Raw genomic sequence first — 25,491 nt, forward strand, 5'->3', positions numbered from 1 at the left:
GGCGTGGACGCCGCTCGGAAGCAGGCGCGTGCCGCCGCCGCCCCGCAACGCGAGCACGCCACGCAGAAAGCGGACGCGTGCCGCCGCCTCGGAACGGGAGCGCCCCGCTCGGGACGCGGGTGCGTGCCGCCGTCTCAGAAGACGAGCGCACCGCCCGGGAGGCAGGCGCGTACCGCCGCACTGGCAGCCAGCGTGCCGCCCGGGGAGCGGGCGCGTGCTGGGCATCCGGGAAGGCCCCGGCGACGGGGCCGGGTGGGTCAGACCTGGACGCGGCGTTCGACGGCGCTGACGATTTCGGCGATCGCGTCGTCGATCGGCACGCCGTTCTTCTGCTCACCGCTGCGGTAGCGGAACGACACGGCGCCGTTGGCGATGTCCTCGTCACCGGCGAGCAGCATGAACGGCACCTTGGCCTTCTGCGCGTTGCGGATCTTCTTCTGCATGCGGTCGTCAGAGGCGTCGACCTCGACCCGGATGCCGCTCTCCCGCAGCCGCTTGGCGACGTCCTGCAGGTAGGGCACGTGGGCGTCGGCGATCGGGATGCCGACGACCTGCACCGGGGCGAGCCAGGGCGGGAAGGCGCCGGCGTAGTGCTCGGTGAGCACGCCCAGGAAGCGCTCGACGGAGCCGAACAGCGCCCGGTGGATCATCACCGGGGTCTGCCGGGAGCCGTCGGCGGCCTGGTATTCGAGGCCGAACCGCTTCGGCTGGTTGAGGTCGAGCTGGATGGTCGACAGCTGCCAGGTGCGGCCGATCGCGTCCTTGGCCTGGACGGAGATCTTGGGGCCGTAGAAGGCCGCGCCGCCCGGGTCGTCCTTGAGCGTGAGGCCGGACTCGGTGGCCACCTGGCGCAGCGCCTCGGTGGCCTCCTCCCACTCGGCCGGGTCGCCGATGAACTTCTCGGAGTCGTCGCGGGTGGACAGCTCGAGGTAGAAGTCGTTGAGGCCGAAGTCGCGCAGCACGCTGAGCACGAACCGGAGCAGCGACTTGATCTCGTCGGCCATCTGCTCGCGGGTGGTGTAGATGTGCGCGTCGTCCTGCGTCATGCCGCGCACCCTGGTCAGGCCGTGGACCACGCCGGACTTCTCATAGCGGTAGACCGAGCCGAACTCGCACAGCCGCAGCGGCAGCTCCCGGTAGGAACGCCCGCGCGCCCTGAAGATCAGGTTGTGCATCGGGCAGTTCATCGGCTTGACGCGGTATTCGGTGCCCTCGAGCTCGAACGCCGGGAACATGTCGTCGGCGTACCACGGCAGGTGGCCGGAGGTCTCGAACAGCGACGACTTGGTGATGTGGGGCGTGTTGACGAACTCGTAGCCCGCCTCGGCCTGCCGCCTGCGCATGTAGTCTTCCATCTCCTTGCGGATGATCCCGCCCTTGGGATGGAAGATCGGCAGGCCGCTGCCCAGCTCGGGTGGGAAGCTGAACAGGTCGAGCTCGGCGCCCAGCTTGCGGTGGTCGCGCTTTTCGGCCTCTTCGAGCAGCTTGAGGTATTCGTCCTGCTTGTCGCGGGACTCCCAGGCGGTGCCGTAGATGCGCTGGAGCTGCGGGTTCTTCTCGCTGCCCCGCCAGTAGGCGCCGCCGGAGCGCATGAGCTTGAACGCCGGGATGGACCGGGTGGAGGGCACGTGGGGCCCGCGGCACAGGTCCTTCCAGCGCAGCTCGCCGGTCTTGGGGTCGAGGTTGTCGTAGATGGTGAGCTGCCCGGCGCCCACCTCGACGGACTCCTCCTGGTCGGCGCCGCCCTTGAGCCCGATCAGTTCCAGCTTGTACGGCTCCGCCGCCAGCTCGGCCCGCGCCTCGTCGTCGGAGACGGGCCGGCGGGAGAACAGCTGGCCCTGCTTGACGATCTCGCGCATGCGCTTCTCGATGCGCTTGAGGTCGTCGGGGTTGAACGCCCGGTCGACGTCGAAGTCGTAGTAGAAGCCGTTTTCGACGGGCGGCCCGATGCCCAGCTTGGCCTCGGGGAACAGCTCCTGTACCGCCTGCGCCATGACGTGGGCGGTGGAGTGGCGGACGATGGCCCGGCCCTCTTCGCTGGAGATGTCGATCGGCTCGACCACGTCGCCGTCGGACAGCGGGTGGGTCAGGTCGCGGGCCTCGCCGTTGACCTTGGCGGCGATGACGGTACGGCCGTCGGCCTCGAGCGCCTCACCGGCCGTCGTGCCCGCCGCCACCACACGCTCGGCTCCGGCGAGGGTGATGCGTAGCTCGGCTGACACGGTGTCTCCTCATGGATCGCGCTCGATGCCCGGCACCGAGGCAGGGTTCGGTGGATGGACACCGATGCTATCGCGGGTGAAACCCCAGCTTTGTCAGCTCCTGCCGCGATCCGTGGAAGACGTTGCGATCGACGGGGCTGTTGGCGTACTGGTGAATGGTCCAGTCGCGCCATGGCCTGGGCACCGGCGGACGGCCGCGCGGGCTCTCCGGGCTGGCGATCCACAGCGGATATTCGCCCAGGCCCGCGCAGTGACCGCCGCGCGCGAACGCGTTGAAGGTGTAGATGAACGGCCGCACGCCGCCGTGCCGTTCGACGTAATGGCACCAGCGGCGCGCGAAGCGGGCCACCCGCTCGGGCCGCGCGCCGTCGTTGGTCTCCAGGTCGAGCGCGACCAGGTCGCCGCGGCGCAGCCCGCCCGCCGAGGCGATCACCCGCAGGAAGTGACGCGCCTGCTCGATGGGGTCGCCTTTGGGCCGGGCGAAGTGGTACGCCCCGCAGACGATCCAGCTCTCCCGCATGCCGTTCCAGTTGCGGGCGAACCATTTGTCGGTGAAGTCGCCGCCCTCGCTCGCCTTGGCGAAGGCGAAGGCGACTCCGGCCTCGGCATGTCCGGCCCAGTCGACGGTGCCCTGCCAGTTGGACACATCGATGCCATGTAGCACGTGCTTCACCTTGTCGGATCTTATGGGGACGTCCTGCGCTCAGCCCTTCGCCGCGCCGGTCAGCAGGTCGAGCGTGCGCCGCCGGCCGGCGAACGGCGCGCCGACGAAGTCGGTCACCCCGGCCTGCCTGAGCGTTTCGAGCCTGGCGAGCACGGTCTCCTCGTCGCCGACGACGGCGACGTCGCCGGGCCCCGCCGCGCCCTCCCTGTCGAGCATCGCACGGTAGCTCGGCAGCGTCCCGTACATGGAGAAGATCTCGTTGGCGCGGGCGACGGCGCCTTCCGGGTCGTCGGTGACGCAGATGGGCAGCGAGCAGACGATGCGCGGCGCCTCGCGGCCGGCCTCGGCGGCGGCCGCCTTGATGGTGGGCGCGATGTGCTCGGCGATCGTCTTCGGCCCCGTCATCCAGAGCACGGTGCCGGCGGCGAGCGTGCCCGCGAGCTTGAGCATGCGGGGGCCGAGCGCGGCCACGAGCACGGGCAGGCCCGCTCCGGGCGTGGTCAGCCGCAGGCCGGCCTGGAGGGTCTCGCCCCGGTACGACACCTTCTCGCCGCGCGTGAGCGGCACCAGGATCTCCAGGTACTCCTTCATGTGCCGGCCGGGACGTTCGAAGCTGTAGCCGTAGACGTCCTCGATGACGACCTTGTGCGACAGGCCGACGCCGAGCGTGAACCGGCCGCCGAGCGCGGCGTTGGCGGTCATCGCCTGCTGGGCGAGCGCGGCGGGGTGACGCGGGTAGGTCGGCACGACGGCGGTGCCGAGCTCGATGGGCGGCGCCTGCACGCCCGCGGCGGTCAGCGCGGCGATGGCGTCGAGCCCGAAGATGTTGGACATCCAGGCCGAGGAGAAGCCGCGATCGGCGGCGTCGGCTATCTGGTCGCGCAGGCCGGTGATGGGGTCGCCGTCCTTGGCGTTCTCGGAGAGCAGGATGCCGTATCGCATGAAACAGAACTCCGTTCTAGTGGCTGAGGCGAATGTATCCCCCACGCCGCCGCGCGGTCACCCGCCGGGCCGGTCCGCGTTTGTAAAGTGACCTACATGACCCACGAACGCGCAGGACAGCCCGCCAGGCCCTCCGATCTGGTCGACGTCGCCAGGCTGGTGACGTCCTACTACGCGCTGCATCCCGACGCCGGTGAGGCCGGGCAGCGGGTCGCGTTCGGCACGTCGGGGCATCGCGGCTCGTCGCTGAAGGCCGCGTTCAACGAGGACCACATCCTGGCCACCAGCCAGGCGATCTGCGAATACCGCCGCGACCAGGGCACCGACGGTCCGCTGTTCCTGGGCATCGACACCCATGCGCTGTCGGAGCCCGCGCGGGTCTCGGCGCTGGAGGTGTTCGCGGCCAACGGCGTGGACGTGCTGATCGACTCGCGCGACGGCTACACGCCGACGCCCGCCGTCTCCCACGCCATCCTGCGCCACAACCGCGGCCGCACCACCGGCCTGGCCGACGGCGTGGTGGTGACGCCGTCGCACAACCCGCCGTCCGACGGCGGCTTCAAGTACAACCCGCCGCACGGCGGCCCCGCCGGCACCGAGGCCACCGGCTGGATCCAGGACCGCGCCAACCGGCTGCTGCAGGACGGTCTCAAGGGCGTGCGCCGGGTCCCCTACACGACGGCCCTGGAGCGGGCCGGCCGCTACGACTTCCTCGGCACGTACGTCGACGACCTGCCCTCCGTCGTCGACCTCGACGCGATCAGGTCGGCCGGGGTGCGCATCGGGGCCGACCCCCTCGGCGGCGCGAGCGTGGCCTACTGGGGTGAGATCGCCGAGCGGCACGGGCTGGCGCTCACCGTGGTCAACCCGGAGGTCGATCCGACCTGGCGGTTCATGACGCTCGACTGGGACGGCAAGATCCGCATGGACTGCTCGTCGCCGTACGCGATGGCCTCGCTCATCGCCGGGCGCGACGAGTACGACATCGCCACCGGCAACGACGCCGACGCCGACCGGCACGGCATCGTCACCCCCGACGGCGGCCTGATGAACCCCAACCACTACCTCGCCGTCGCCATCTCCTACCTCTACGCCCACCGCGACGGCTGGCCCGCCGGCGCCGGGGTGGGCAAGACCATGGTCAGCAGCGGCATCATCGACCGCGTCGCGCAGTCGCTGGGCCGGCGGCTTTACGAGGTGCCGGTCGGCTTCAAGTGGTTCGTGCCCGGCCTGCTCGACGGGTCGCTCGGGTTCGGCGGCGAGGAGAGCGCGGGCGCGTCGTTCCTGCGCCGCGACGGCTCGGTGTGGTCCACCGACAAGGACGGCATCATCCTCGCCCTGCTGGCCTCGGAGATCCTGGCCGTCACCGGCGAGTCGCCGAGCGCCTGCTACCGCAAGCTGACCGAGCGGTTCGGCGAGCCCGCGTACGCCCGCGTCGACGCGCCCGCCACCCGCGAGGAGAAGGCCGTGCTCGGCAAGCTGTCGGCCGCGCAGGTGACGGCCACGTCGCTGGCCGGCGAGCCGATCACGGCCGTGCAGACGACCGCGCCGGGCAACGACGCGCCGCTCGGCGGGGTGAAGGTCTCCACGGAGAACGCCTGGTTCGCGGCCCGCCCGTCCGGCACCGAGGACGTCTACAAGATCTACGCCGAGTCCTTCAAGGGGCCCGACCACCTGGCCAAGGTGCAGGAGGAGGCCCGCTCGCTCGTCACCGCCGCCCTGAGCTGACCGGCCCTACCCCCGATCCGGGGGCGCGGGGCCGGGGCGGGCCCCGGGGGCCGGGAGCGGGCTGGGGCCCGCGCCGGGGTCCGAGCCTGGGGCCTGCCACCCAGACGCCCGCCAGTCAGACGCCCGTTGCCGGACGCCCGCCACCCGAAACCCGCCGCCCGAGACCCGCCATCCGAGACCCGCCATCCGAGACCCGCCACCCGAGACCCGCCACCCGAGACCCGCCACCCGGACGCCCGCCGGTCGTGAACCGGCGGACCGGAGACCCGCGGGCCTTCCGCGAAGCCTGGGGCCGGGTCAGTAGCCGAGGCCGCGGCCGCCGTCGCCGACCAGCACCTCGCCGACCAGCACCTCGCCCGTCACCATGCCCGGCTCCAGCAGCGCCCGTCACCATGCCCGGCTCCAGCAGCGCCGTGACCATCTGGGCGATGTGCTCGGGCCGGGCGGTGCGCCGCAGCGGCGCCTTCAGTTCCTCCGTGGCCGCCATCTCGGAGAACACCTGCTCCCCCACCCGGTCGATGTGCCAGCGAGTGGCGACGATGCCGGGCGCGACGGCGTTCATCCGCACCTTGGGGCCGAGCGCTATCGCCGGGTCGCGGGTGCGGTGGATGAGCGCCGCCTTGCCGGCCCCGTACGCGATGGACGAGCCGGTGGCCTGCAGGCCGGCGATGGTGGCCTGGCTCGGTTCGGCAGGACTGCGTTCCGTGTGCGCGCTTGTGCCCCATCGGCCGGGCGATCAAAGGACCGGCCGGAAAGGGCTCACCGCTGGAGCTCCAGGGCCGTTGCGGTGGTCATCTCCGTACGTCCGAGGTCGGCCTTGCGGCCCGCGGCGACGCCGTCGCGGTAGCCGGTGCCGCTGGTCCTCGGCACGCTCATGCGGATGCGGGGGTAGCGGGCCGCGACCGCCCGATCGACCTCGGCCCTGCGGTCGGCCAGCACGAGCGCCGTGCCGGTGCCGGCCGAGGCGGCCTCGGACTCGGCCTCGGCCTCGGCCGCGCACAGCAGCCGGTAGACCTCGTCGGTGAAGCCGAGCAGCCACGAACGCCGGTAGGCGCGTACGGCGGCGCCGGGCGGCGGCACGGCCTTCGCCAGCCCGGAGGCCATCTGCAGCAGCAGCGAGGTGGCCAGCAGGTCGGCCCGCTCCAGGTCGGCGGCGAAGCCGAAGACGTGGACCCGCTGGCCGCCGTCGCCGCGCCCGATGAGCAGCGGCCGGCACCGCACGGCCTGCGCCACCAGGCTCACCAGCCGGGCCTTCTCCCTCGCCCACGGGGGCGGCAGGGTGACGATGCGGTCGCCGGGGGTCTGGCGGGTGCCGGCGGGCGGCAGCGAGTCGATGCCGTACTTGGCCATCAGCGCCGACGCGGCGGCCATGAACGTGGCCCGCTCGTGCTCGTTGTCGGTGCGTTCCGCCTTGGCCAGCAGTTTCCTGACGCGGTCGAGCGTGCGCTCCCGCAAGCGAGCCCCCTCTCGTGCCCGGTCACCTGCGGGCACGATGCTAGCCGCGAACGGCGGCTAGGACTTGGTGGTCAGGACCCGCCCGTCGTCGTTGATCGCGGGGAAGGCGCCGGTGTCGACGATGCCGTGCTGCTGGTAGAGCGCCTCGATGAGGGCGTGCGCCCGCGGCTCCAGCTTCCACAGGGCGCGGAACTCGCGCGCGGTGGCCAGCGGGATGCCGATCTCCTGGGCGATGTCGATCGTGCGGGGCACGATGCCCTTGGCGATCTGCCGGTCCCAGTACTCGCGGGCGGCCCGCATGCGGGCGGCGCGCTCGGCGGCACTGAGCACCTGCGGGGTGGTGTCGAGCACGGTGACCTCCTCGTCCTCCTCGCGCACCAGCTCGGCGATGGCGGGCGGAAGCTCGGGGCGGGCGGGCACCGGCTGCTGCTCGGCGTCGCGCTCCCAGGGCACGCGGGGGTCGGCGTCGATGAGCGCGGAGGTGTTGTAGAGCGCGGCGATCTGGGCCAGCAGGGCCTCCTGCCGCTGCGGGTCCACGGCCAGGCCGGTGTGCTCGACGGCCTGGTCCATCGCCTTGTCGAGCTTGGCGAGCGCGGCGCGGATCTTGCGCTCGGACGCGCCGCCCTCGCGCAGCGCCTTGGCCTTCTTGGCGGCCAGCGCGACCCTGGTCAGCCTGCGGTGCGCGTCGACCTCGCTGGCGGTGCGGTCGCTGACCTCGGCCAGACCCAGCCTGACCAGCATCCGCTCGGGGGTGATGCGCCAGTTGATGCGGCCGGTGCCGCGGATGCGGTGGCGCTCGATGGCCATGCCGCGCTCCCACAGCCACGCGGCGACCAGCGGGGCGGCCAGGCGGAAGACGGCCTCGGGCAGGCTGCGCGCGTCCATGCTGGACAGCACGGCGGTCAGGCAGGTCAGGGCCCACACGGCGATGCCGTCGATGCCGGCGGAGTAGTTCTCGCGCATGTTGCGGCGGGCGCGTACGGCGCTGGTGATGATCGCGACCTCGATGAACGCGAACAGCAGTAACCGCAGGGGACCGTCGAGCCCCAGGACGTCACCGGAGAAGCGCCACATGCCCTGGGCGGACACGCCGGTGGCGATGGAGGCCGCCACGATGGTCAGCACGTCCTCGACGGGGCGCGGGGCGACGTACCTGGCCCACAGCCAGGAGACGACGCGCCAGACCAGCCTGAGCGCGAGGAACGCGAGGCCCAGTCCGGCCAGGCCAAGCAGCGCGTAGATGGCGGTGGCGAGCGGGTTCTCGGTGATGAAGGCTGTTATTTCATCAAATGTCGGCATCTGTCACTATCCGTGAGGGCTCAAACTCCGGCTCTATGCGACGAGATCATTGCAGAATGTCGCTATCTTGTACGCCAAACGCCGTCTGCTGCCCCAGTTTGCCCAGGTTTCACGGCAGTTCTGTGACCTTGACGCAACGTGCACGACCGCGACCGACCGCCCCGCTGGCCCGCTTCCCCGGGGATGAGGAGACACACGCAAGGGCGGGCGAGCGCTCAGGGGTGGGGCACGTTCAGAGGCGGCCGGGAGCCCCAAGGGTGGCAGCGGCGGGGTCGGTCAACGCACAATGAGAGCCGGGAAGTGGCAGCTCAGCCAGGTGACCCCGCCGAGGTCACCGGTCAGTCGGAGGGATAAATTCCTCCTTTCGGAGGGCGAACATCCACCCACATGGATGGGAGCATCGATGGAGGGATTTATCCCGACTTGGTGTGATGCATCCCAGCAGGACGGATATCGATGTCAGAGACAGAAGAGTTCCCGCTCGTCCAGTTCATGCGTGACGGGTTCGACCCGGTGGGCGAGCTCGCTCGCATCAGGAACGAGCACCCGGTCTACCCGATGGAGATCCCCGGAGGGCAGACCGTCTACCTCGTCACCCGCTGGGAGGACGTCCGCGCGGTGCTCGGCGACCACGAGCGCTTCAGCAACGACTTCGCCGGCGTGATCGGGCTCGGCTCCAACCAGGAGGATCCGGGCGGCCTGGGCTTCCGCGACCCGCCCGAGCACACGCGGCTGCGCAAGTTCCTCACGCCCGAGTTCACCATGCGCCGCCTGCGCCGCCTCGAGCCGCGCATCGAGGCCATGGTCCAGGAGTACCTCGACCGGGTGGAGGCCAAGGGCGCCGAGGGCATGCCGGTGGACCTCATGGAGGAGTTCTGCCTGCCGATCCCGTCACTGGTGGTGTGCGAGCTGCTCGGCGTCCCGTACGAGGAGCGCGCCGACTTCGTCAAGATCAGCAAGGACCGGTTCGACTTCACCAGCGGCCCCGAGGCGTCGCTGCAGGCGATCAACGACGCGATGACGTACCTCGTCGACCTGGTCGCCCGCGAGCGGCAGAACCCCGGCGATGGCCTGCTCGGGCAGCTGCTGCGCGACCACGGCGACGAGCTGGACGACCGCACGCTCGCCAGCATGGCCGACGGCCTGCTCACCGGCGGCCACGACACCAGTACCAGCATGCTCGCGCTCGGCACCCTGTGGCTGCTGCAGAACCCGGAGCAGGCCGCGAAGGTGCGCGAGGTGGACGGCTACATCGTCGACGTGGTCGAGGAGCTCCTGCGCTACATGACGGTCGTGCAGGTCGCCTTCCCGCGCTTCGCCCGCGACGACATGGAGCTGCACGGGGTGCCGATCAAGAAGGGCGAGATGGTGCTATGCTCGCTCAGCGGCGCCAACCGCGACCCCGCGCTCGGCGAGAACATGGACGAGGTGCGCCCTGGCCGCGAGACCGCGGGCTCCCACATGGCCTTCGGTCACGGCATCCACCGCTGCATCGGCGCGCCGCTGGCCCAGATGGAGATGCGCATCGCCTTCCCCGCGCTGCTGCGCCGCTTCCCCACCCTGCGCGTGGCGGGCGAGGTGCCGTTCAGGGAGCTCGCCATCGTCTACGGCGTCAAGGAGCTGCCCGTCGCCTGGTAGGGCGGTCACGTTCGCCATGTGGGCGAGCACGTCATCGACCTGACCGTGATCGGCGCCGTCGTCTTCGACAGCGACGGCGTGGTCACCGTCACCGCTCGGGTGCACGCGGCCGCCTGGGAACACGTCTTCGACGCGTTCCTGGCGCGGCCGCCCGGCGCCGTCCGGCATCCGCGACGACTACCTGCGGCACGTGGACGGCCGCCCGCGGCTCGACGGCATCCGCACCTTCCCGGCCGCGCGCGGGATCACCGCCCGCCCGAGGGCTCGCCCGACGACGAGCCGTGCGCTCCGACCGTGCACGGGCTCGGCCTGGCCGAGGACCGCTCCTCCCTGGAGCAGGTCGACACGGACGGGGTCGCCGCCCTGCAGGCGGCACGCCGGGGGCGGCGGTCGCGCCCGCCCTGGCGGGCGGGGTCGCCGTGGTGGGCGGGGTCGTGTGGTGGGCGAGCTGAGCGAGCAGGAGGTGCGCGGGCGGGGCGAGCTGGAGGTGCGCGGGCGGGTCCTACCCTTGAGAAGGTGACCGTACTGATCGATCCGCCCAACTGGCCGGGACCGCGCGGCTTGATGTGGTCGCACCTCGTCAGCGACAGCTCGCTGGAGGAGCTGCACGAGTTCGCGCAGCGGCTGGGGGTGCCGGCGCGGGCGTTCGACCGCGACCACTACGACGTGCCGGAGACCGTGCACGCGCGGGCGGTGGCGCTCGGGGCGGAGGCGGTCAGCTCGCGTGAGCTGTTACGGCGTCTCGTCGCGGCCGGGCTGCGCCGGCGCAAGCGCCGCTAGCTCGGCGGTCATGTTGGCCCTCGCGCGTTCCTCCCACAGCTTCCTCCCCCGCGCCGTGCGGAACAGCACGGGCGTGCCGAGCAGCCGGCGCAGCACCTCGGCGCGGCCGGCGGCGAAGAGGTCGTCGGGTACGTGGACGTACTCCTGGCGGACGGCGCGGGCGTAGTCGTCGTAGCCGGGTCCGGCGAGCACCGCCAGGTCGGCGTCGCAGAGCACGGCGCCGTCGCGGTCGCCGGGCGCGAGCGCGTCGTGCGCCGCCGTGAGCCGTACCAGCCTGGCCGTCTCCGCCACCCGGCTCCCTGGCACGCCGCAGCGGGGCAGCCTCGACTGCGCGAGCTGGGCGCTGCGCTCCTCGTCCCATCCCGGTCTGCCGTCGTAGACGGCGTCGTGGAACCAGGCGGCCAGGCGCACCGCCGTCTCGTCGTCGGCCTCTCCGTGCAGCAGGTCGATGGCGGACAGGACGGCGGCCAGGTGAGCGCGGTCGTGGTAACGGCGGTGCGGCTCGGACCAGCGGGCCAGCAGCTCGGCGTGCACGGCCCGCGAGGCGCGCGACTCCCCCGCGAGCGCCGCCCACCGCTCGAAGGCCGTCGCCGGATCTCCTGCAGCGCGGTCGATCATGCTGACACCGTAGTGGTAGCGTGCCTGCATCGGTACGACAGGCGGTGACGCTCGGCGCCTGCCCCGGTGGCGGGAGCTGCGAGCCGTCATGCCGGAACGCCCCCGGTGGTCGCGCGCCGCCCGGGTGGCGGCCGCCGCCGACGTCTGGGATCTGCGGCGGCTGGCGGCGAAGCGGGCCCCGCGCATGGTGTTCGACTACGTCGACGGCGCGGCCGAAGGCGAGGTGTCGCTGGCCAGGTCGGTGGCGGCGTTCCGGCGGGTGGAGTTCGCGCCCAGGGTGCTGCGCGACGTGTCGGAGGCGCCGACGGCGGTGGAGATCCTGGGCCGGCGTATCTCGATGCCGGTCGTGCTCGGGCCGACCGGGTTCACCCGCATGATGCACCGGGCAGGTGAGCGGGCGGTGGCGCGGGCGGCGCAGCGCGCGGGCGTGCCGTACACGCTGTCCACGATGGGCACCACCGCCCCGGCCGGTGTGGCCGCGGCCGCCCCGGCGGGCTGGAACTGGTTCCAGCTGTACGTGGTCCGCGACCGCGCCCGCAACCTGGAGACGCTGTCCATGGCGTCGGAGGCCGGCATGGACGTGCTGGTGGTGACCGTGGACGTGCCGGTGGCGGGGGCGCGGCTGCGCGACGTGCGCCACGGGCTGACGGTGCCGCCCACGCTGCGCTGGCGCGGCGCGCTGGAGGCGGTGCGGCATCCGGCGTGGTGGCTCGACTTCCTGACCAGCGAGCCGCTGAGGTTCGCCACGGTGGACGGCGCGCCGGAGGACCTGGCGGGGCTGACGAACCTCATGTTCGACCCGTCGGTGACGTTCGCCGACCTGGAGTGGATCAGGTCGGCGTGGCCGGGGCGGCTGCTGGTGAAGGGCGTGCAGCGGGCCGACGACGCCAAGGAGCTGGCCGCGCTGGGCGTGGACGGCGTCGTGGTGTCCAACCACGGCGGGCGGCAGCTCGACCGGGCGGCCACTCCCCTTGAGCTGCTGCCCTCCGTCGTGGAGGCCGTGGACGGGCGCAGCGAGGTCTTCCTCGACGGCGGCGTCCGCAGCGGGGCCGACGTGGCGGCGGCGGTCGCGCTGGGCGCCCGCGCCTGCTTCATCGGCAGGGCCTACCTGTACGGGCTGATGGCCGGCGGCGAGGCGGGCGTGGACCGGGTGCTCGAGCTGCTGCGGGCCGGGCTCGTACGGACGCTGCAACTGCTCGGCGCGGGCGGCGTGGACGGGCTGGGCCCCGACCTGGTCAGGCTCAGAGACCGCTAGCTCTCGGTCCCCCGGTCCGGCTGGGAGACCGCTGCCTCCGGCCCCGGTCCGGCTCGGAGACCACCGGCCCCACCGCGGGGTCAGGCTAAGAAGGCACTGCCATCGGTACGCCGGGCGCACCCTGTCATACCTCCCTGCGAAATGCGGGTATTTCGCCGCCGCCGTCGTCGCTCTGCTCCTCACACGGGGACCGTCCCGCGGAGAGGAGCGCGTAATGGCGACCGGAGAATTCCAGGTGATGAAAGTGCCGCCCGAGCAGCTTGCCGGCATTCTTCACGGCCAGGTGGTCGATCCCGGGGCGCAACCCACGAACGTCGTCCATCGTGACGAGGGCTGGACCGTGGATGTGAGCTGGGAGGTCACCGGTGAGCTTGTCGACTGGCTGACGGGCCGCTGGCGCTTGGAGATCATCGCCGACCGGATGGGCGGCGGCGAGTCGCGGCACCCCGCGCCGCCTGTCGAGATGACGTTCACCCCGGGCTCCGGGCGATATACGGCCTCGATCCCGATGCGGGGGCAGCTCGCCCCCGGAACCTATGACCTCGTGGTCAACCTCACCACCACCACGGCCGCCGGCACGGCGGGGGCGCTCGGCGGCTTCGTGGTGCTCAGCAGGATCACCGTCAAGGACTGAGCGGCCCGCCCCGGGCGACGCGCCCGGGGCGGCCAGGACGGCAGGCTCAGGGCCGGCGCGCGCACAGGGGCGATGCGGCGCGGACAGGACGACCCGGGCAACACGCACGGAGCGGGCGGAGCACCACGAACGGCATGGCCTCTGACAAGCACGGCGGTCAGATTGCAAGTCCTCCGCAACCGATCGCTTCTACGCTCCGGCCCTGGCGGCCTCGGGGGCGAAGCAGGCCGCCGGCTGTCACTGACGTCCTGTATCTGACGCCGCCGGGGAAGACTCTGTACCCGATGAGCACGCCCCGGGGGCGACGGGATCGGCATAACGGGAGACTTGATGTCCGACACTCCGATGACCGCCGATGACGTGCTGCGCATCGCGGCGTACAAGGACCGGAGCGCGGCGCTCGAAGCGATGGTCATCGCCTACAGCTACCATCGCGTGGCCTCCGACCTCGCGGTGCGCCTCGGCCGCGCGGCCAACAACTGGTACTGCTACGCCACCTGGACCTCCAAGGCCATCGGCAGGAGCCTCGACCTCGGCCCCGGCTCGCCGTTCATCGAGGACTTCGGCCGCCGCCTGCGCGTGCCGCAGCGTTTCCGCCGGCTGTTCAGGGCCGCGCTGCTGACGCTGCTCGGGCCGAGCTACCAGCTCGGGCTGTCGCTGGCCAACCGGGCGATCTTCCTGGAGACGGCGAGCCTGGCGGTCAACCTGTGGAACGACACGCCCGACCGCTACCTCAGGGTCAGCCCGGAGTCGGATCTGACGCCTCAGCCGCCGGAGTTCCTCACCGGCCTGCTGTCGCCGGCCGACCCGCGCTACCTGAAGGACGCGGCGCAGCTCATGGTGCAGGCCGCGCGGACCGAGGACGCCGAGGAGCGGGCCGAGCTGCTGCTGGGTGCCAACATCGCGCTGTCGGCGTACGAGCAGGCGCGCGCCCAGGCGGCGCTTGAGCTGGTGCTGTACCGCCCGGTGCGCTGGCTGACGAGGGTGTCGTGGCGCTCGCTGCGCTCCCTGATCACCCGCCGCCCGTTCCCCCGCCTGCGCCTGTACGCCGCCGCGCACGAAGACCAGCCCTGGCCGACCCGCGTCCTGGAGAGCCTGTGGTCCTCGCTCTACACCCGCCACCTGTTCGCCGTGGCCACCCCGCTCAGCGACATCAAGGTCGGCAAGCCGCTGACCCCGCCGCCCGGCGTGAGCCTGGACGAGGTGTGGGTGCCGATCCAGAACGAGAAGGTGCGCAAGCTGGCCGAGGAGTTCATCACCGAGGACCGCGACGCGTCGCTCGCCGGGGTGCGCGACTGGGTGTCCTACCGCGACAGGATGCGCTTCATCGTCAGCTACTTCCGCGTCTACCACAAGGTGGACGCCCTCTTCCGGGTGCCGTTCGACCCGGAGGTGGCGGACGGGCTGGCCGAGGAGATGCGCAAGGGGCTGGTGCCCCAGGCGATCAGCCAGATGTTCGCCGACCGTCCCGGGCTGCGTCCGCGCAGGCTCTACCGGTACCCGTCGGAGACCGACCCCGACGTGTACGAGATGGCGCACTTCGACTTCGAGCCGTTCCTGGAGGCGATTCCGCTCGACCCGCCGGGCGAGCGCGGCGACTGGCTCAGTCGAGGAAGTCGCGCGTGATCTCGCGGGCCTGCAGCAGGCCGCGCAGCTTCGCGAAACAGCGGGCTCGGGTGGGCCCGATGCTCCCGACCGGCCTGCCCAGCCTGCGCGCCACGTCCACGTAGTGGGGCTCGGAGGTCTCCGTGAGCGCTCTGAACAGCGTCCGCTGGGCGGCGGGCAGCTCCTCGACCAGCTCTTCGAGGGTGCCGGCCAGCCAGATCCTGGCGAGTTCCCTGTCGACGTCGTCGGTGCTGCCCAGCGAGTCGAGGTCAGGGGTGCAGATCTCCTTGGTACGGCGGGTGAGCTTGAGGCATTCGCGGAAGGCGATCGTGGCGAGCCAGCCCGCCATGCGCTGGCCGTCCTCGACGCTCTTGAGGTTCTGCCAGGCGAGCAGCCAGGTCGTCTGGAGCACGTCCTGGGCGTCCTCGTGGCTGAGCCTGAACTTGCGGATGCGGGCCTTGAGCATGGGGCTGAACTCCGCGACCAGCCGCTCCCACGCCTCGGCATCGCCCTCCTGGGCGGCCGCCACCAGCGCGCCCGTGTCGAATCTGCCGTCGGGGCAGGCGCCGGCGACGGGGCGGGTGTCGAGTCGTTCCATGGTGTCCACGTGCATGTCGTTCTCCCTGCCGGCCCGGACAGTAGGGGGGTCGGCTCCGGCCGGCTCACCCACCGTGCGCCGGATGATCAGGAATGGCTGTTCCGGACGTGACAACCTAGGTGTGTCGCTGGTCACATTTCAAAGATCGCTTTCCGCATGCTGCCCGGCGGCCGGATGCGGCCTAGAGTTCTTGCATGAGCGGGCGCAGCGGCCTTCCCCACGACGTCGAGCCGGTCGTCGCCGTGCTGGCGGAGATCCCGTTGTTCCAGGTGCTCGGCGAAAGCGGCATCCGCGACACCGCGCGGGCGGGCCTGACCCGCCGCTACCGGTCGGGCCAGATCATCTTCCATCAGGGCGACCCGGGAGAGTCGCTCTACGTGCTGCTGGACGGTCTGGTGAAGGTGGTGTTCACCACCGAGCACGGCGACGAGATCGTCCTCAACATGCTGGGCCGCGGCGACACGTTCGGCGAAATGGCGCTGCTGGACGACTCGCCGCGCTCGGCCTCCATCGTGACCGCGCGGCCGTCCTGGGTGTTCGCACTGCCCAGGGCGCGGCTGCTAGAGCTCATGCGCGAGCATCCGGGGCTCGCCGACGAGTTCCTGCGGATGCTCGGCCGCATGGTGCGCAGGCTCACCGACCAGGCCGCCGACCTCGCCTTCCTCGACCTCGGCGGGCGGCTGGCCAAGCTGCTGCTGCAGCTGGCCGAGAAGCACGGCCAGCCGGGCGAGGTGGTGGACCTGCCCGGATTGACCCAGTCCGACCTCGCCGCGCTGATCGGCGCCTCGCGCCCGGCCGTCAACCGGGCGTTGCAGTCGCTCGTGGCGCGCAACCTCATCGCCGTCGAGGGCCGGACGATCAGGCTGCTGGACGTCGCCGCCCTGCGGAGAAGGGGCGGCCTCTGACCGAATCTGGAGTACGGGGCATATGAACGATCTCGACGAGCGCTGGCCGCAGGAGCGGTTCCGGCGGCTGCGGCAGTCGGCCGATCCCGACGTCGACAAGGTGGTCGCCGAGTACTTGCAGGCGCAGCCCCCGGGCCGGGACGCGCTGGAGCTGGTCAAGGCGGTGGTCGCGGAGCTGGGGGCGGCCAAGCGGGCGGCGCGCGACCCCGAGGCGGAGCCGCCGGCCACGAAGATCTTCGACGCGCTCGACTTCGCCAAGGAGCTGCCGGAGTGGGGGAACGACCGGGAGCTGCTGGCCAGAGGGCAGGCCGTCTTCGCCGACTACGGGCTGTATCAGTCGGCGGCGCTGTTCTTCGCCTGCCTGCCCATGGCGTACGCGGAGGTGTCCAGCGCCAAGGTGCTGGCCGGCGTCTCGAACCTCGCCACGCACGCCATGACCCGCAGGGTGGCCGAGACCGGGCAGATGCTGGTGGACGTGATGGGGCTGAAGACGTCCGACAGCCTCCAGCCCGGCGGCCCCGGGCACACAACGGCGATCGGGCTGCGCATCCTGCACTCGTTCGTCCGCGCCCTGGTCGACGAGCGGTACGGCGACACGTGGGACACCGAGCGGTTCGGGCCGCCGGTCAACCAGGAGCTGCTGCTCGCCACGCTCTTCGACTTCTCCGTGGTGACCTGGGAGGCCATGGAGACCATGGGCGTGGTGCTGACCGACGAGGAGCGCGCCGCCAACCTCTACACCTGGAGCGTCTTCGGCCACCTCATGGGCATCGAGGTCTGCCGCGAAGGGCCGCTCACGCTCGACGACGTCGAGCCGGTCAGCGCGCGCCTGGGCCGCCTGCTGGAGGCCAGCGACGAGGGCCGGCTGCTGATGTCGGTGATGCTGCGGGAGATGGAGGCGTTCATGCCGCTGGGCTGGCGCAAGATGCCGCGCAGCCTGGTCCACTGGATCTTCAGGGACGCCCCGTACGGCGCGCACCGGGTGCCCGAGCTGCTGGCGGTGCCCGCGCCCGCCTGGTGGTTCACCGCGCTGTTCGCCGCCGCGCGCGCCGCGCACCGCGCCTCGTGGCTGGCCGGGCCGGTGGACGGTGTGATTCGCTGGCTGGTACGGAAGGCCGGGCGGCACATCGTGGTCGCCATGATCGACCGCCACTCCGACGGGCAGGCGGCGTTCAGGATCCCGGATGAGCTGGCCCGCGCCTGGCGGATCAGGCAGTCGCGCGCCGCGGTGAAGGCCCGCGCGATGCGCAGGAACGTACGCACGAGGCTACGAGCGCCCGCCCGCGGGCGGAAAGGGCCGCACAGTGACAGCCCCACATGAGCCGGGCACGCTCACCACGGCGACCATCCTGTTCACCGACGTGGTGAGCTCCACCGCACTGCGCATCAGGCTCGGCGAGGAGCGCGCCAACGTCGTCTTCCGCCGCCTGTACGAGCTGCTGCGCTCGGTCGTGACGGCGAGCGGCTCGTCGTTCACCAAGAGCCTGGGCGACGGGCTCATGGCGGTGTTCGACTCGGCCACGGCCGGACTGGACGCGATCATCGCGGTGCAGCAGGCGGTGGCCGACGAGAACGAGCGGGCGATGGAGAAGATCTCCATCAGGGCGGCGCTGGCCGCGGGCGACGTGTGCTGGGGGCACGACGATGTGAGCGGGCTGCCGACGGTGGAGGCGGCCCGCCTGGTCGCGGTGGCCGAAGGCGGCCAGGTGCTCTGCACGGACCTGGTGCGGCGGCTGGCACAGGGGCGCAGCCGGCACGAGTTCAAGGACCTCGGGCGGCTGCCCGGCAAGGGCCTGCGCGAGCCGCTGCACACCTACGAGCTGCACTGGCAGAGCGCCGACCACCATCTCGGCGGCGGGCTCGCGCCGTGGCTGGAGTACGGCGACGCGCTGCCGTTCGTGGGCCGCGAGCAGGAGCTGCGGGCGCTGGACGGCGAGCTGGCGGCGGCCGAGTTCGGCGGCAAGCTGGTGATCCTGGAGGGCGAGCCCGGCGTGGGCAAGACCCGCCTGGCCTCCGAGGTGGCGCGGCGGGCGCTCAAGCGGCAGTTCACGGTGCTGGCCGGGCGGTGCACCGATCCGGCGCGCAAGGCGTACGAGCCGATCGCGGGCGCCGTGGAGCGGCTGGCCCGCACCTCGCCCGCGCTGCTGCTGCGGGCCGGCATCGACCAGCAGTGCGGCCAGCTCGTACGCCTCGCGCCGTCGCTGGCCGCGCCGCCGCTGTCGCTGCAGGTGCCGCCGGCCACCGAGCCCGTCTCCGAGCGCTACCAGCTCATGGCCGCGGCCCGCACGCTGATCGAGCGCCTGGCCACCGTGCGCCCGGTGCTGCTGATCGTCGACGACCTGCAGTGGGCCACACTGGAGTCGCTGCAGATGCTCAGCGCCCTGATGTGGGACTCCGACGCGCTGCCGCTGCTCGTCCTCGCCATGTCCCGCCCGGTGCCGGTCGACTCCGCGCCCTCCCAGACGCTGCCCGAGCTGCACAAGCTCACCGCCGACGCGCGGGTGATCCCGGTGCCGGCGTTCGGGGTCGACGAGGTGAGCGACGCGCTCACGCAGTCACGGGCGCGCGCCGACGCCGAGCGGCTGCACCGCATCACCGGCGGGAACGCGTTCCTGCTCAGCGAGGTGATCAGGGAGCTGGCCGCGGGCAAGGACCTCGACGCGCTGGCCGTGCCCGATTCCGTCACCCGGATGGTGACGGCCCGCCTGGCGCAGCTCCACCCCGACGCCCGCGACCTGGTGAGCCTGCTCGCGGTGGGCGAGCGCATGGACTCGGCCGAGCTGCGCGGCGGTCTCGGCCTGGACGAGCCGCGTTTCGTCGCCGCCGTCGAGGAGGCCATGGGCACGGGCCTGGTGACCATGCTGGACAACGGGTCCTGCCAGTTCTCCCACGAGCTGACCAGGACCGCCCTGTACACCACGTTCTCGGCCCCGCGTGCCGCGCTGCTGCACGGGCGGGTGGCCGACGCGCTGCTCGCCACCGATCCCGACGCGATGCGGACCAGGCCGTACGTGGTGGCCGCCCATCTGCTGGCCGCCGCCGAGCAGGGCCGCGACCCGGCCCGGGTGAGCGCGGCGGCCGACGCGGCCGTGCACGCCGCCCAGCACGCGCTGGCCGGGCTGGCGCACCGCGAGGCGGTCACCTGGTACCAGCGGGCGCTCGGCCTGCTCGCCGACTCCCCCGGCGCCACCCGGGAACGCCGCGCCGAGCTGCTGGTCGAGTGCGGCAGGGCGATGTGGCTGGCCGGGCACCCCGACGCCCGCCGCACCCTGCTGGACGCCGCCGACCTGGCCAGGGAGTGCGAGCGCAACGACCTCATCGTCACCGCGGCGCTCGGCGGCGACCGGGGCAGCAGCATCTCGGCGGCCCCCGACCTGGAGCGCATCGCGCTGCTCACCGAGGCGCGCAAGGTCGTCGACTCCACCGACGTCAGCACCAGGGCGCTGCTGGCCGCGCAGCTCGCCTCCGAGCTGATCTGGGCGCCCGACGGCGAGCGCCGCTTCGCGCTCAGCGACGAGGCGGTGGCGCTGGCCCGCAAGTCGGGCGACCCGCGCACGCTGGCCAGCGTGCTCGGCATGCGCAGCCTCACCATCATCCCCGCCGACCCGCTGCATCAGCGCCACCGCGACGGCGACGAGATGCTGGAGGCGGCCCGCCGCACCGGCGACGACCTGGCGCTGTTCCACGCGTACGTGCAGCGCACCCCTCCCGTGCTCGACAGCGGCGACGTGGAGCGGGCGGCGGCGCTGCTCGACCAGGCCGACGAGCTGGCACACCGCCTGGGCCAGCCGCACCTCACCTGGCTGATCGGCTACTCCAAGGCCGGGCTGACCCTCATGCAGGGCGACCTGGCGCAGGCCGAGGCCGAGGCGGAGGCGGCGCTGCGGCTCGGCTCGGAGATCGGCCGCCGTCTTGAGGCGGTGGCCATCTTCTCCGAGCAGATCGCGGAGATCCGGCGGCTCCAGGGGCGGCTGTGGGAGCTGCGCGACCGGCTGCGCAGGGCCGGGCAGGGCCCCCGCGTGGACCCGGTGCACGCGGTGCTGCGCTACCTGTGCGAGCTGGACGACGAGGAGGCCGGGCCGCTGCTCGACCGCATACTCGCGGGCGGCGGCGAGACCCCGCCGCGCAACATGGCCCACCGGCCCGCGCTGGACAACCTCGCCGTGGCCGCCGCCCGGCTGGGCCGCGCCGAGCTGGCGGAGCGGCTGTACGACCGGCTCGCCGGCGGTGGTGAGACGTTCGGGCACGGCACGGTCGCCCACCACTGCGGGCACCACTACCTCGCGCACCTGTGCGTGGCGATGGGCGACAAGGAGCGGGCCGCCGGGCACTTCGAGGCGGCGGCCGAGGTGCACGAGCGGCGAGGGGTGCCGCTGATGCTGGCCGAGTCGCTGCTCGACTGGGCCGACCTGCTCGACACGGGTGAGGTGGACGGGCCGAAGGCGGCGGACCTGCGCGGCTGGTGCCGCACGCTGCTCGCCGGGCGGGGCGCGCTCCTGCTGGAGCGGCGCGCCCGCGTCTGATCGCCGCGCCCGGCGAACCCTAGGCAACGGCCTGGCAGGCGGCCCGGCGCGCGGGGTGCGGCCGGCATGGTCAGGGTGCGGCCGGCATGGTCAGGGTGTGGCCGGCTTCGGCGGCCTCGCGGACGCTCCTGGCCAGCGTCTCCTCCAGCGCCTCCGCCTGGGCCTCCAAGACGGCCGGCCCTTCGGCGTCGTCGGTGCGCGCCAGCAGCGCGCGATACTTGTGGTTGGCCGCCAGCGCGTCGCGGGCCCGCAGCGCGGCGTCGGCCTCGGCGATCCGGCGGGCGTAGCGCTCCAGCCGTTCCACCCGGGCCTTCACGGCCGCCGCCGAGCGGCGCAGCGCCTCCTGCTGCGGTTCGAGCACGGCCCGCAGCTCGGGCGTCACGACGCCGCTCATGGCCCGTTCCTGCTCCTGCCACAGCCGCGTCTGGGCGCGCAGCAGCAGCGCGATCTCCCAGATCTGCCGGGGCAGCAGCATCTCGTTGGCCGGCCCGTCGAGCAGCCGCAGGCGCATGGCCCGCGAGGCGTAGACGGAGGTGACCGCCCGCCGAGCGCGTTCGAGCAGGGCGCGGGCGGGCGGTGACAGCTCGGAGACGATCACGTACCGGACCGTGAACGGGTCCTCGTGCGGGTCCGGGTACCGGTCCTTCTGCCGGTCCCGCACGCGACGTACGCGCGGGATGAGCGCGTCGATGACGGCCAGCCGTTGCTGCTCGGTCAGGTCGGGGTCGGCGATGAAGTCGACCGTGCGGCGGACGTGCTCGCGCTCCCCGGCCAGCCGCCGCCGTTCGGCCGCCGCCGTGTTCCTTCGGCTGAGCACGTCGTGCGCCACGATGAACACGGCCAGGCCCATCGGGATGAGCAGCACCGTGTACAGCAGGCCCACCTCGCCGAACACGCCGTGCAGGAGGAAGGCGGAGAGCACGATCGCCACGCAGATCGCCAGTGACGACCACGCGTAGCCGCGGCGAGTGGCCACACCGACCCCCTCACGACCGGGTCCCGAGGTGTCCTGAAACCTCAAGATAACCCTGAAATGCCGACAGATCACGAGATCCCCGGCATATGGGCATCAGCGCAGGTATGAGGCTCCGTTGAGGTCCAGGACTGCCCCGCTGGCCCACTCGGCCTCCGGCGAGGCCAGGTACACGATGGCCGCGGCGATCTCCTCGGGGCGCGCCACCCGGTTGAACGGGCTCTGCGCCTTGATCGCGTCGCCGCGCGGGGGCTTGAGGTGCTCGTTGGTCATGTCGGTCTCGACGAACCCGGGGGCGACTGTGGCCACCGCGATGCCGCGCGGGGCCAGGGCGACGGCCAGCGACTGGCCGAGGGCGTTCAGACCGGCCTTGCTCGCGCCGTACGCCGGGCTGTCGGGCTCGCCGCGGAAGGCGCCGCGCGAGGAGACGTTGACGATCCTGCCGCCCTCGCCCATGTGCCGCAGCGCGCACCAGGCGGCGTTGGCCGCGCCGATCAGGTTGACGCCGAGGGTGCGCCGCCAGGCGTCCTGCCACTCCTCGTACGACAGCTCGATGATCGGGTGGTGCAGGAACACGCCCGCGTTGTTGACCAGGACGTCGATCCGGCCGCCCAGCTCGCCGGCCGCCGCGTCCACCATGGTCCTGACCGCCTCGGGGTCGGCCAGGTCCGCCTGGACCACCACGTGCCCGTCGCCCGGCAGCGATTCGAGGAGGCTCTGGGCCGCCTCGGCGGAGTCGCGGTGGTGGATCGCGACCCGGTCGCCACGTTCTGCGAAGGCCGCCGCGACGGCCCGTCCGATGCCTCGCGACGCCCCTGTGACAAGTACTCCACGTCTGCTCATCCCCCGCACGATATGGGACGCTCGGCAGCGGCCGTCCGGCGGCCTAGGATGGACAGCGCCCCCGGAAACCGATCAAGGACAACCGGATGGCCGGGTGGAACGTCCCATCTCTCCCGTCGCCTACCAGGAGTCACCCGTGGGATACCCGCCCCCGCCGTACTGGCAGCCGCCGCGTTACGGCCCTCCGCCGCCGTACTGGCAGCCGCACCACGGGCCGCCCACGGCTCCGCGCAACGAGAACCTTCCGCTGATCGTGCTGCTCGTGGTCGGGCTTCCGCTGCTGCTCGCCGGCGGCGGCGCGTCCTTGGCCATCGTGCTGACGGAGGACGGCGGCCCGGACACGCGCGGGTCGGCCACCATGGTCATGCCGTCCAGGGAGCCGCTGGCCGGCACCCAGGAGCCCGGCCCTGCCCAGTCCTTCCACGACCCCGCGCAGGCCCAGCCCACGGACCCGGCCGCTCAGCCTCAGCAGACGGTGCAGGGGCAGGGCACCGCGGGCCTGGGCGGCTCCATCGCGCTCCAGGCCACCGACCCCGGCCTCAAGGTCACCGTGACCGTCGGCCGCGTCATCGACCCGGCCACGCCCGCCAACGACTTTCTCAAGCCCGCGGCGGGCAAGAAGCTCATCGCGGTGGAGCTCACCCTCGCCAACACCGGCCAGACCGACTACAGCGACTCGCCGCTGACGAGTGTCTGGCTCATCGACCACGAGAGCCGTCAGTACACGCCCAGCTTCAAGCAGATCAGCGAGGGCCAGGACTTCGGCGGCACGGTGTCGATCAGCGGCGGCGACTCGCGCAAGGGCGTGGTGGTGTTCGAGGTGCCGCAGACGGCGCGGGCGGCCAAGCTGCAGTACGCGATCAGGGGCGGCCTGGGCTCGCAAAGAGCCGAGTGGACCCTCGCCTGACGCCCGCCCCGCGCTAGCCGAGTGGACCCTCGCCCGACGCCCGCCCCGCGCTCAACCGCCTGACACGCACACGGCCCGTCCCAGACGGGGATCGTCGGCGGAGTCCCGCAGGAAGGCCGCGCGGCCCCGGCCCTGGGGGCCACGCCTGCTGCCGCGCCGGGGTCGCGGCGCGCGGCCTCGGCCGCGCCGAGCTGCGGGCCGCGCACCCTCACGCATCGAACCCCGCACGCCGGGGCGGGCCGGAGAAGGAACGGGCGGACGATGCTCTGAGCATTCTCTGAGATTTCCTTGCCAAAAATGTCGATCGTCCTGTCAAGCACTTTGTCTGACGGAGGCGGCAATGGCGGACAAATCCCTGGACTACCTGGTGATCGGCGCCGGCCCCGCGGGCCTGCAGCTCGGTCACTTCCTGCAGCAAGCCGGCCGCGACTACCTGATCCTGGAGGCGGGGGCGGAGCCCGGACAGTTCTTCCGCACGTTCCCGCGCCACCGCACGCTCATCTCGATCAACAAGAAGCACACCGGCTGGGACGATCCCGAGCTCAATCTGCGGATGGATTGGAACTCCCTGCTGTCGGACGATCCGGAGCTGCTGTTCACCCGCTACAGCGACCGATATTTCCCGCATGCCGATGACATGGTCCGCTATCTCGGCGATTTCGCGCGGGCGCGCGATCTGCGCATCGCGTACGGCACCCGCGTGGCCAGGGTGGAACGCCCGGGACCGTTCGTGGTGACGGCCGAGGACGGCCGTACGTTCGAGGCGCGGCGCGTCATCGTGGCCACCGGGGTGAGCAAGCCCAACATCCCGCCCATCCCGGGCATCGAGACCGCCGACCTGTACGGCACCGCCTCCCTCGACCCCGCCGACTACACCGACCAGCGGGTGCTCATCGTCGGCAAGGGCAACTCCGCGTTCGAGACCGCCGACAACCTGATGGAGACGGCCGCGGTCATCCACATCGCCGGCCCCCGTTCGCTGCGCCTGGCCTGGCGCACCCACTACGTGGGCCACCTGCGCGCGATCAACAACGGCATGCTGGACACCTACCAGCTCAAGTCCCAGAACGCCGTGCTCGACGGGCACATCAGGAACATCCAGCGGCAACCCGACGGCACCTACCTGGTGACCGTCGCCTTCGTCCGGGTCAACGAGGTCACCAAGGACATCCCGTACGACAAGGTCATCCTGTGCACCGGGTTCCGCTTCGACTCCTCGATCTTCGCAGACGACTGCCTGCCCATGCCGGCGGCGAACGGCAGGTTCCCTGAGCTGACGCCCGCGTACGAGTCGGTGAACGTGCCCGGCCTGTACTTCGCGGGCACCCTCACCCAGTCGCGCGACTTCAAGTGCGGCACCAGCGGCTTCATCCACGGCTTCCGCTACGGCGCGCGGGCGCTGCACCGCGTGCTGGAGCAGCGCTACCACGGGGTGCCGTGGCCGAGCCGGGAGCTGCCCGCCGACCCGGCGGCGATGGCCGACGCGGTGATCGCCAGGATCAACCGCACCTCGGCCCTGTGGCAGCAGTTCGGCCTGCTGGCCGACGTGATCACGGTGGACGGCGGCACCGCGCGCTACTTCGAAGAGGTGCCGTACGACCTCCAGGAGGACCCGATCGGCGCGCACGGCCATTTCTCGATCACCCTGGAGTACGGCCCCGACCACGACAAGGTGGACCCGTTCGACATCGAGGTGAGCCGGCCGAGCCAAGGTGACGCGGCCCGCGCGCACGAGGGCCATTACCTGCATCCGGTCGTCCGCCATCACCTCCCCGGCGAGCCCGTCGCCGTGCACCACGTGACGGAGAACCTGGAGAACGAGTGGGACTCCCCCGAGGTGCACGTCGAGCCGCTGCGGGCCTTCTTCGCCCGGCGCGCGGCCGCGGTCCCGGCGTGATGCGC

21 protein-coding genes are annotated in these 25,491 nt (G+C 72.2%); 11 read left to right on the forward strand and 10 right to left on the reverse strand.

Translation table 11 applies throughout. The features are described from left to right. Positions 1–257 precede the first annotated feature (257 nt). The 3 genes from thrS to AB0K67_RS27670 all read right to left on the reverse strand — a co-directional run bounded on the left by thrS (position 258) and on the right by AB0K67_RS27670 (position 3,828). The gene (thrS, locus tag AB0K67_RS27660; RefSeq protein ID WP_364066051.1) at positions 258–2,222 is read right to left on the reverse strand and encodes a threonine--tRNA ligase; all 1,965 of its coding nucleotides are present in this window, start codon (positions 2,220–2,222) and stop codon (positions 258–260) included. A gap of 67 nt (positions 2,223–2,289) precedes the next feature. Next, positions 2,290–2,886 carry a GH25 family lysozyme gene (locus AB0K67_RS27665; RefSeq protein ID WP_364066053.1) on the reverse strand — a complete coding sequence of 199 codons (597 nt, stop codon included), beginning with the start codon at positions 2,884–2,886 and terminating at the stop codon, positions 2,290–2,292. Positions 2,887–2,925: 39 nt separating this feature from the next. Further along, positions 2,926–3,828, reverse strand: coding sequence for a TIGR03564 family F420-dependent LLM class oxidoreductase (locus tag AB0K67_RS27670; protein WP_364066055.1), 903 nt, complete (start codon positions 3,826–3,828; stop codon positions 2,926–2,928). Positions 3,829–3,924: 96 nt separating this feature from the next. Between AB0K67_RS27670 and pgm the strand changes: the two genes are divergently transcribed. Beyond that, positions 3,925–5,556: a phosphoglucomutase (alpha-D-glucose-1,6-bisphosphate-dependent) gene (gene pgm, locus AB0K67_RS27675; RefSeq protein ID WP_364066060.1), complete on the forward strand. Its 1,632-nt coding sequence runs from the start codon at positions 3,925–3,927 to the stop codon at positions 5,554–5,556. 115 nt (positions 5,557–5,671) lie between these two features. Here pgm and AB0K67_RS27680 read toward each other — a convergent pair whose 3' ends face one another. From AB0K67_RS27680 to AB0K67_RS27690, 3 genes are all read right to left on the reverse strand, one after another. After that, positions 5,672–6,226 (reverse strand): SDR family oxidoreductase, encoded by a 555-nt coding sequence (locus tag AB0K67_RS27680; protein WP_364066691.1) that lies wholly within the window; start codon positions 6,224–6,226, stop codon positions 5,672–5,674. Positions 6,227–6,315: 89 nt separating this feature from the next. After that, positions 6,316–7,011, reverse strand: a complete 696-nt coding sequence (locus tag AB0K67_RS27685; protein ID WP_364066062.1) for a DUF2786 domain-containing protein — start codon at positions 7,009–7,011, stop codon at positions 6,316–6,318. Between the two features lie 57 nt (positions 7,012–7,068). Next, on the reverse strand, positions 7,069–8,310 hold the full coding sequence (locus AB0K67_RS27690; RefSeq protein ID WP_364066064.1) for a hypothetical protein: 1,242 nt from the start codon (positions 8,308–8,310) through the stop codon (positions 7,069–7,071). Positions 8,311–8,766: 456 nt separating this feature from the next. Between AB0K67_RS27690 and AB0K67_RS27695 the strand changes: the two genes are divergently transcribed. Both AB0K67_RS27695 and AB0K67_RS27700 read left to right on the forward strand, forming a co-directional pair. Further along, a complete protein-coding gene (locus AB0K67_RS27695; RefSeq protein WP_364066067.1) occupies positions 8,767–9,948 on the forward strand; it encodes a cytochrome P450 in 1,182 nt (393 codons plus the stop codon). 516 nt (positions 9,949–10,464) lie between these two features. Continuing rightward, complete coding sequence (locus AB0K67_RS27700) at positions 10,465–10,728, forward strand: DUF4031 domain-containing protein (RefSeq protein WP_364066693.1); 264 nt, start codon at positions 10,465–10,467, stop codon at positions 10,726–10,728. Here AB0K67_RS27700 and AB0K67_RS27705 read toward each other — a convergent pair. After that, positions 10,681–11,346: a metal-dependent phosphohydrolase gene (locus AB0K67_RS27705; protein WP_364066069.1), complete on the reverse strand. Its 666-nt coding sequence runs from the start codon at positions 11,344–11,346 to the stop codon at positions 10,681–10,683. The genes AB0K67_RS27700 and AB0K67_RS27705 overlap by 48 nt on opposite strands. Positions 11,347–11,434: 88 nt before the next feature. Between AB0K67_RS27705 and AB0K67_RS27710 the strand changes: the two genes are divergently transcribed. From AB0K67_RS27710 to AB0K67_RS27720, 3 genes are all read left to right on the forward strand, one after another. Beyond that, on the forward strand, positions 11,435–12,601 hold the full coding sequence (locus tag AB0K67_RS27710; RefSeq protein ID WP_364066071.1) for an alpha-hydroxy acid oxidase: 1,167 nt from the start codon (positions 11,435–11,437) through the stop codon (positions 12,599–12,601). Between the two features lie 214 nt (positions 12,602–12,815). After that, positions 12,816–13,235 (forward strand): hypothetical protein, encoded by a 420-nt coding sequence (locus tag AB0K67_RS27715; protein WP_364066073.1) that lies wholly within the window; start codon positions 12,816–12,818, stop codon positions 13,233–13,235. A 330-nt stretch (positions 13,236–13,565) separates the two neighbouring features. Continuing rightward, positions 13,566–14,861 (forward strand): hypothetical protein, encoded by a 1,296-nt coding sequence (locus tag AB0K67_RS27720; RefSeq protein ID WP_364066076.1) that lies wholly within the window; start codon positions 13,566–13,568, stop codon positions 14,859–14,861. Here the strand turns inward: AB0K67_RS27720 and AB0K67_RS27725 are convergent. Continuing rightward, the gene (locus tag AB0K67_RS27725) at positions 14,839–15,453 is read right to left on the reverse strand and encodes a sigma-70 family RNA polymerase sigma factor (protein WP_364066078.1); all 615 of its coding nucleotides are present in this window, start codon (positions 15,451–15,453) and stop codon (positions 14,839–14,841) included. The genes AB0K67_RS27720 and AB0K67_RS27725 overlap by 23 nt on opposite strands. A gap of 179 nt (positions 15,454–15,632) precedes the next feature. Here AB0K67_RS27725 and AB0K67_RS27730 point away from each other — a divergent pair, with 179 nt between their 5' ends. Genes AB0K67_RS27730 through AB0K67_RS27740 form a run of 3 tightly spaced genes read left to right on the forward strand, consistent with a single transcriptional unit; the run spans position 15,633 to position 20,866 of the window. Next, a complete protein-coding gene (locus AB0K67_RS27730; protein ID WP_364066080.1) occupies positions 15,633–16,343 on the forward strand; it encodes a Crp/Fnr family transcriptional regulator in 711 nt (236 codons plus the stop codon). 22 nt (positions 16,344–16,365) lie between these two features. Further along, positions 16,366–17,664, forward strand: coding sequence for an oxygenase MpaB family protein (locus AB0K67_RS27735; protein WP_364066082.1), 1,299 nt, complete (start codon positions 16,366–16,368; stop codon positions 17,662–17,664). Continuing rightward, positions 17,648–20,866: an AAA family ATPase gene (locus AB0K67_RS27740; protein ID WP_364066085.1), complete on the forward strand. Its 3,219-nt coding sequence runs from the start codon at positions 17,648–17,650 to the stop codon at positions 20,864–20,866. Before AB0K67_RS27735 ends, AB0K67_RS27740 begins: the two co-directional genes overlap by 17 nt. A gap of 70 nt (positions 20,867–20,936) precedes the next feature. Here AB0K67_RS27740 and AB0K67_RS27745 read toward each other — a convergent pair whose 3' ends face one another. Together AB0K67_RS27745 and AB0K67_RS27750 are read right to left on the reverse strand one after the other, a co-directional pair. Then, positions 20,937–21,842 carry a hypothetical protein gene (locus tag AB0K67_RS27745; protein WP_364066087.1) on the reverse strand — a complete coding sequence of 302 codons (906 nt, stop codon included), beginning with the start codon at positions 21,840–21,842 and terminating at the stop codon, positions 20,937–20,939. 93 nt (positions 21,843–21,935) lie between these two features. Continuing rightward, a complete protein-coding gene (locus AB0K67_RS27750; protein ID WP_364066089.1) occupies positions 21,936–22,682 on the reverse strand; it encodes an SDR family oxidoreductase in 747 nt (248 codons plus the stop codon). 136 nt (positions 22,683–22,818) lie between these two features. On the opposite strand from AB0K67_RS27750, the gene AB0K67_RS27755 reads away from it, so the two are divergent. Further along, positions 22,819–23,589: a DUF4352 domain-containing protein gene (locus tag AB0K67_RS27755; RefSeq protein WP_364066092.1), complete on the forward strand. Its 771-nt coding sequence runs from the start codon at positions 22,819–22,821 to the stop codon at positions 23,587–23,589. A gap of 340 nt (positions 23,590–23,929) precedes the next feature. Beyond that, positions 23,930–25,486, forward strand: a complete 1,557-nt coding sequence (locus AB0K67_RS27760; RefSeq protein WP_364066094.1) for an NAD(P)-binding domain-containing protein — start codon at positions 23,930–23,932, stop codon at positions 25,484–25,486. The last annotated feature ends 5 nt before the right edge of the window (positions 25,487–25,491 follow it).

It is taken from the genome of Nonomuraea sp. NPDC052634, assembly GCF_040678535.1.
Classification (GTDB): domain Bacteria; phylum Actinomycetota; class Actinomycetes; order Streptosporangiales; family Streptosporangiaceae; genus Nonomuraea; species Nonomuraea fastidiosa.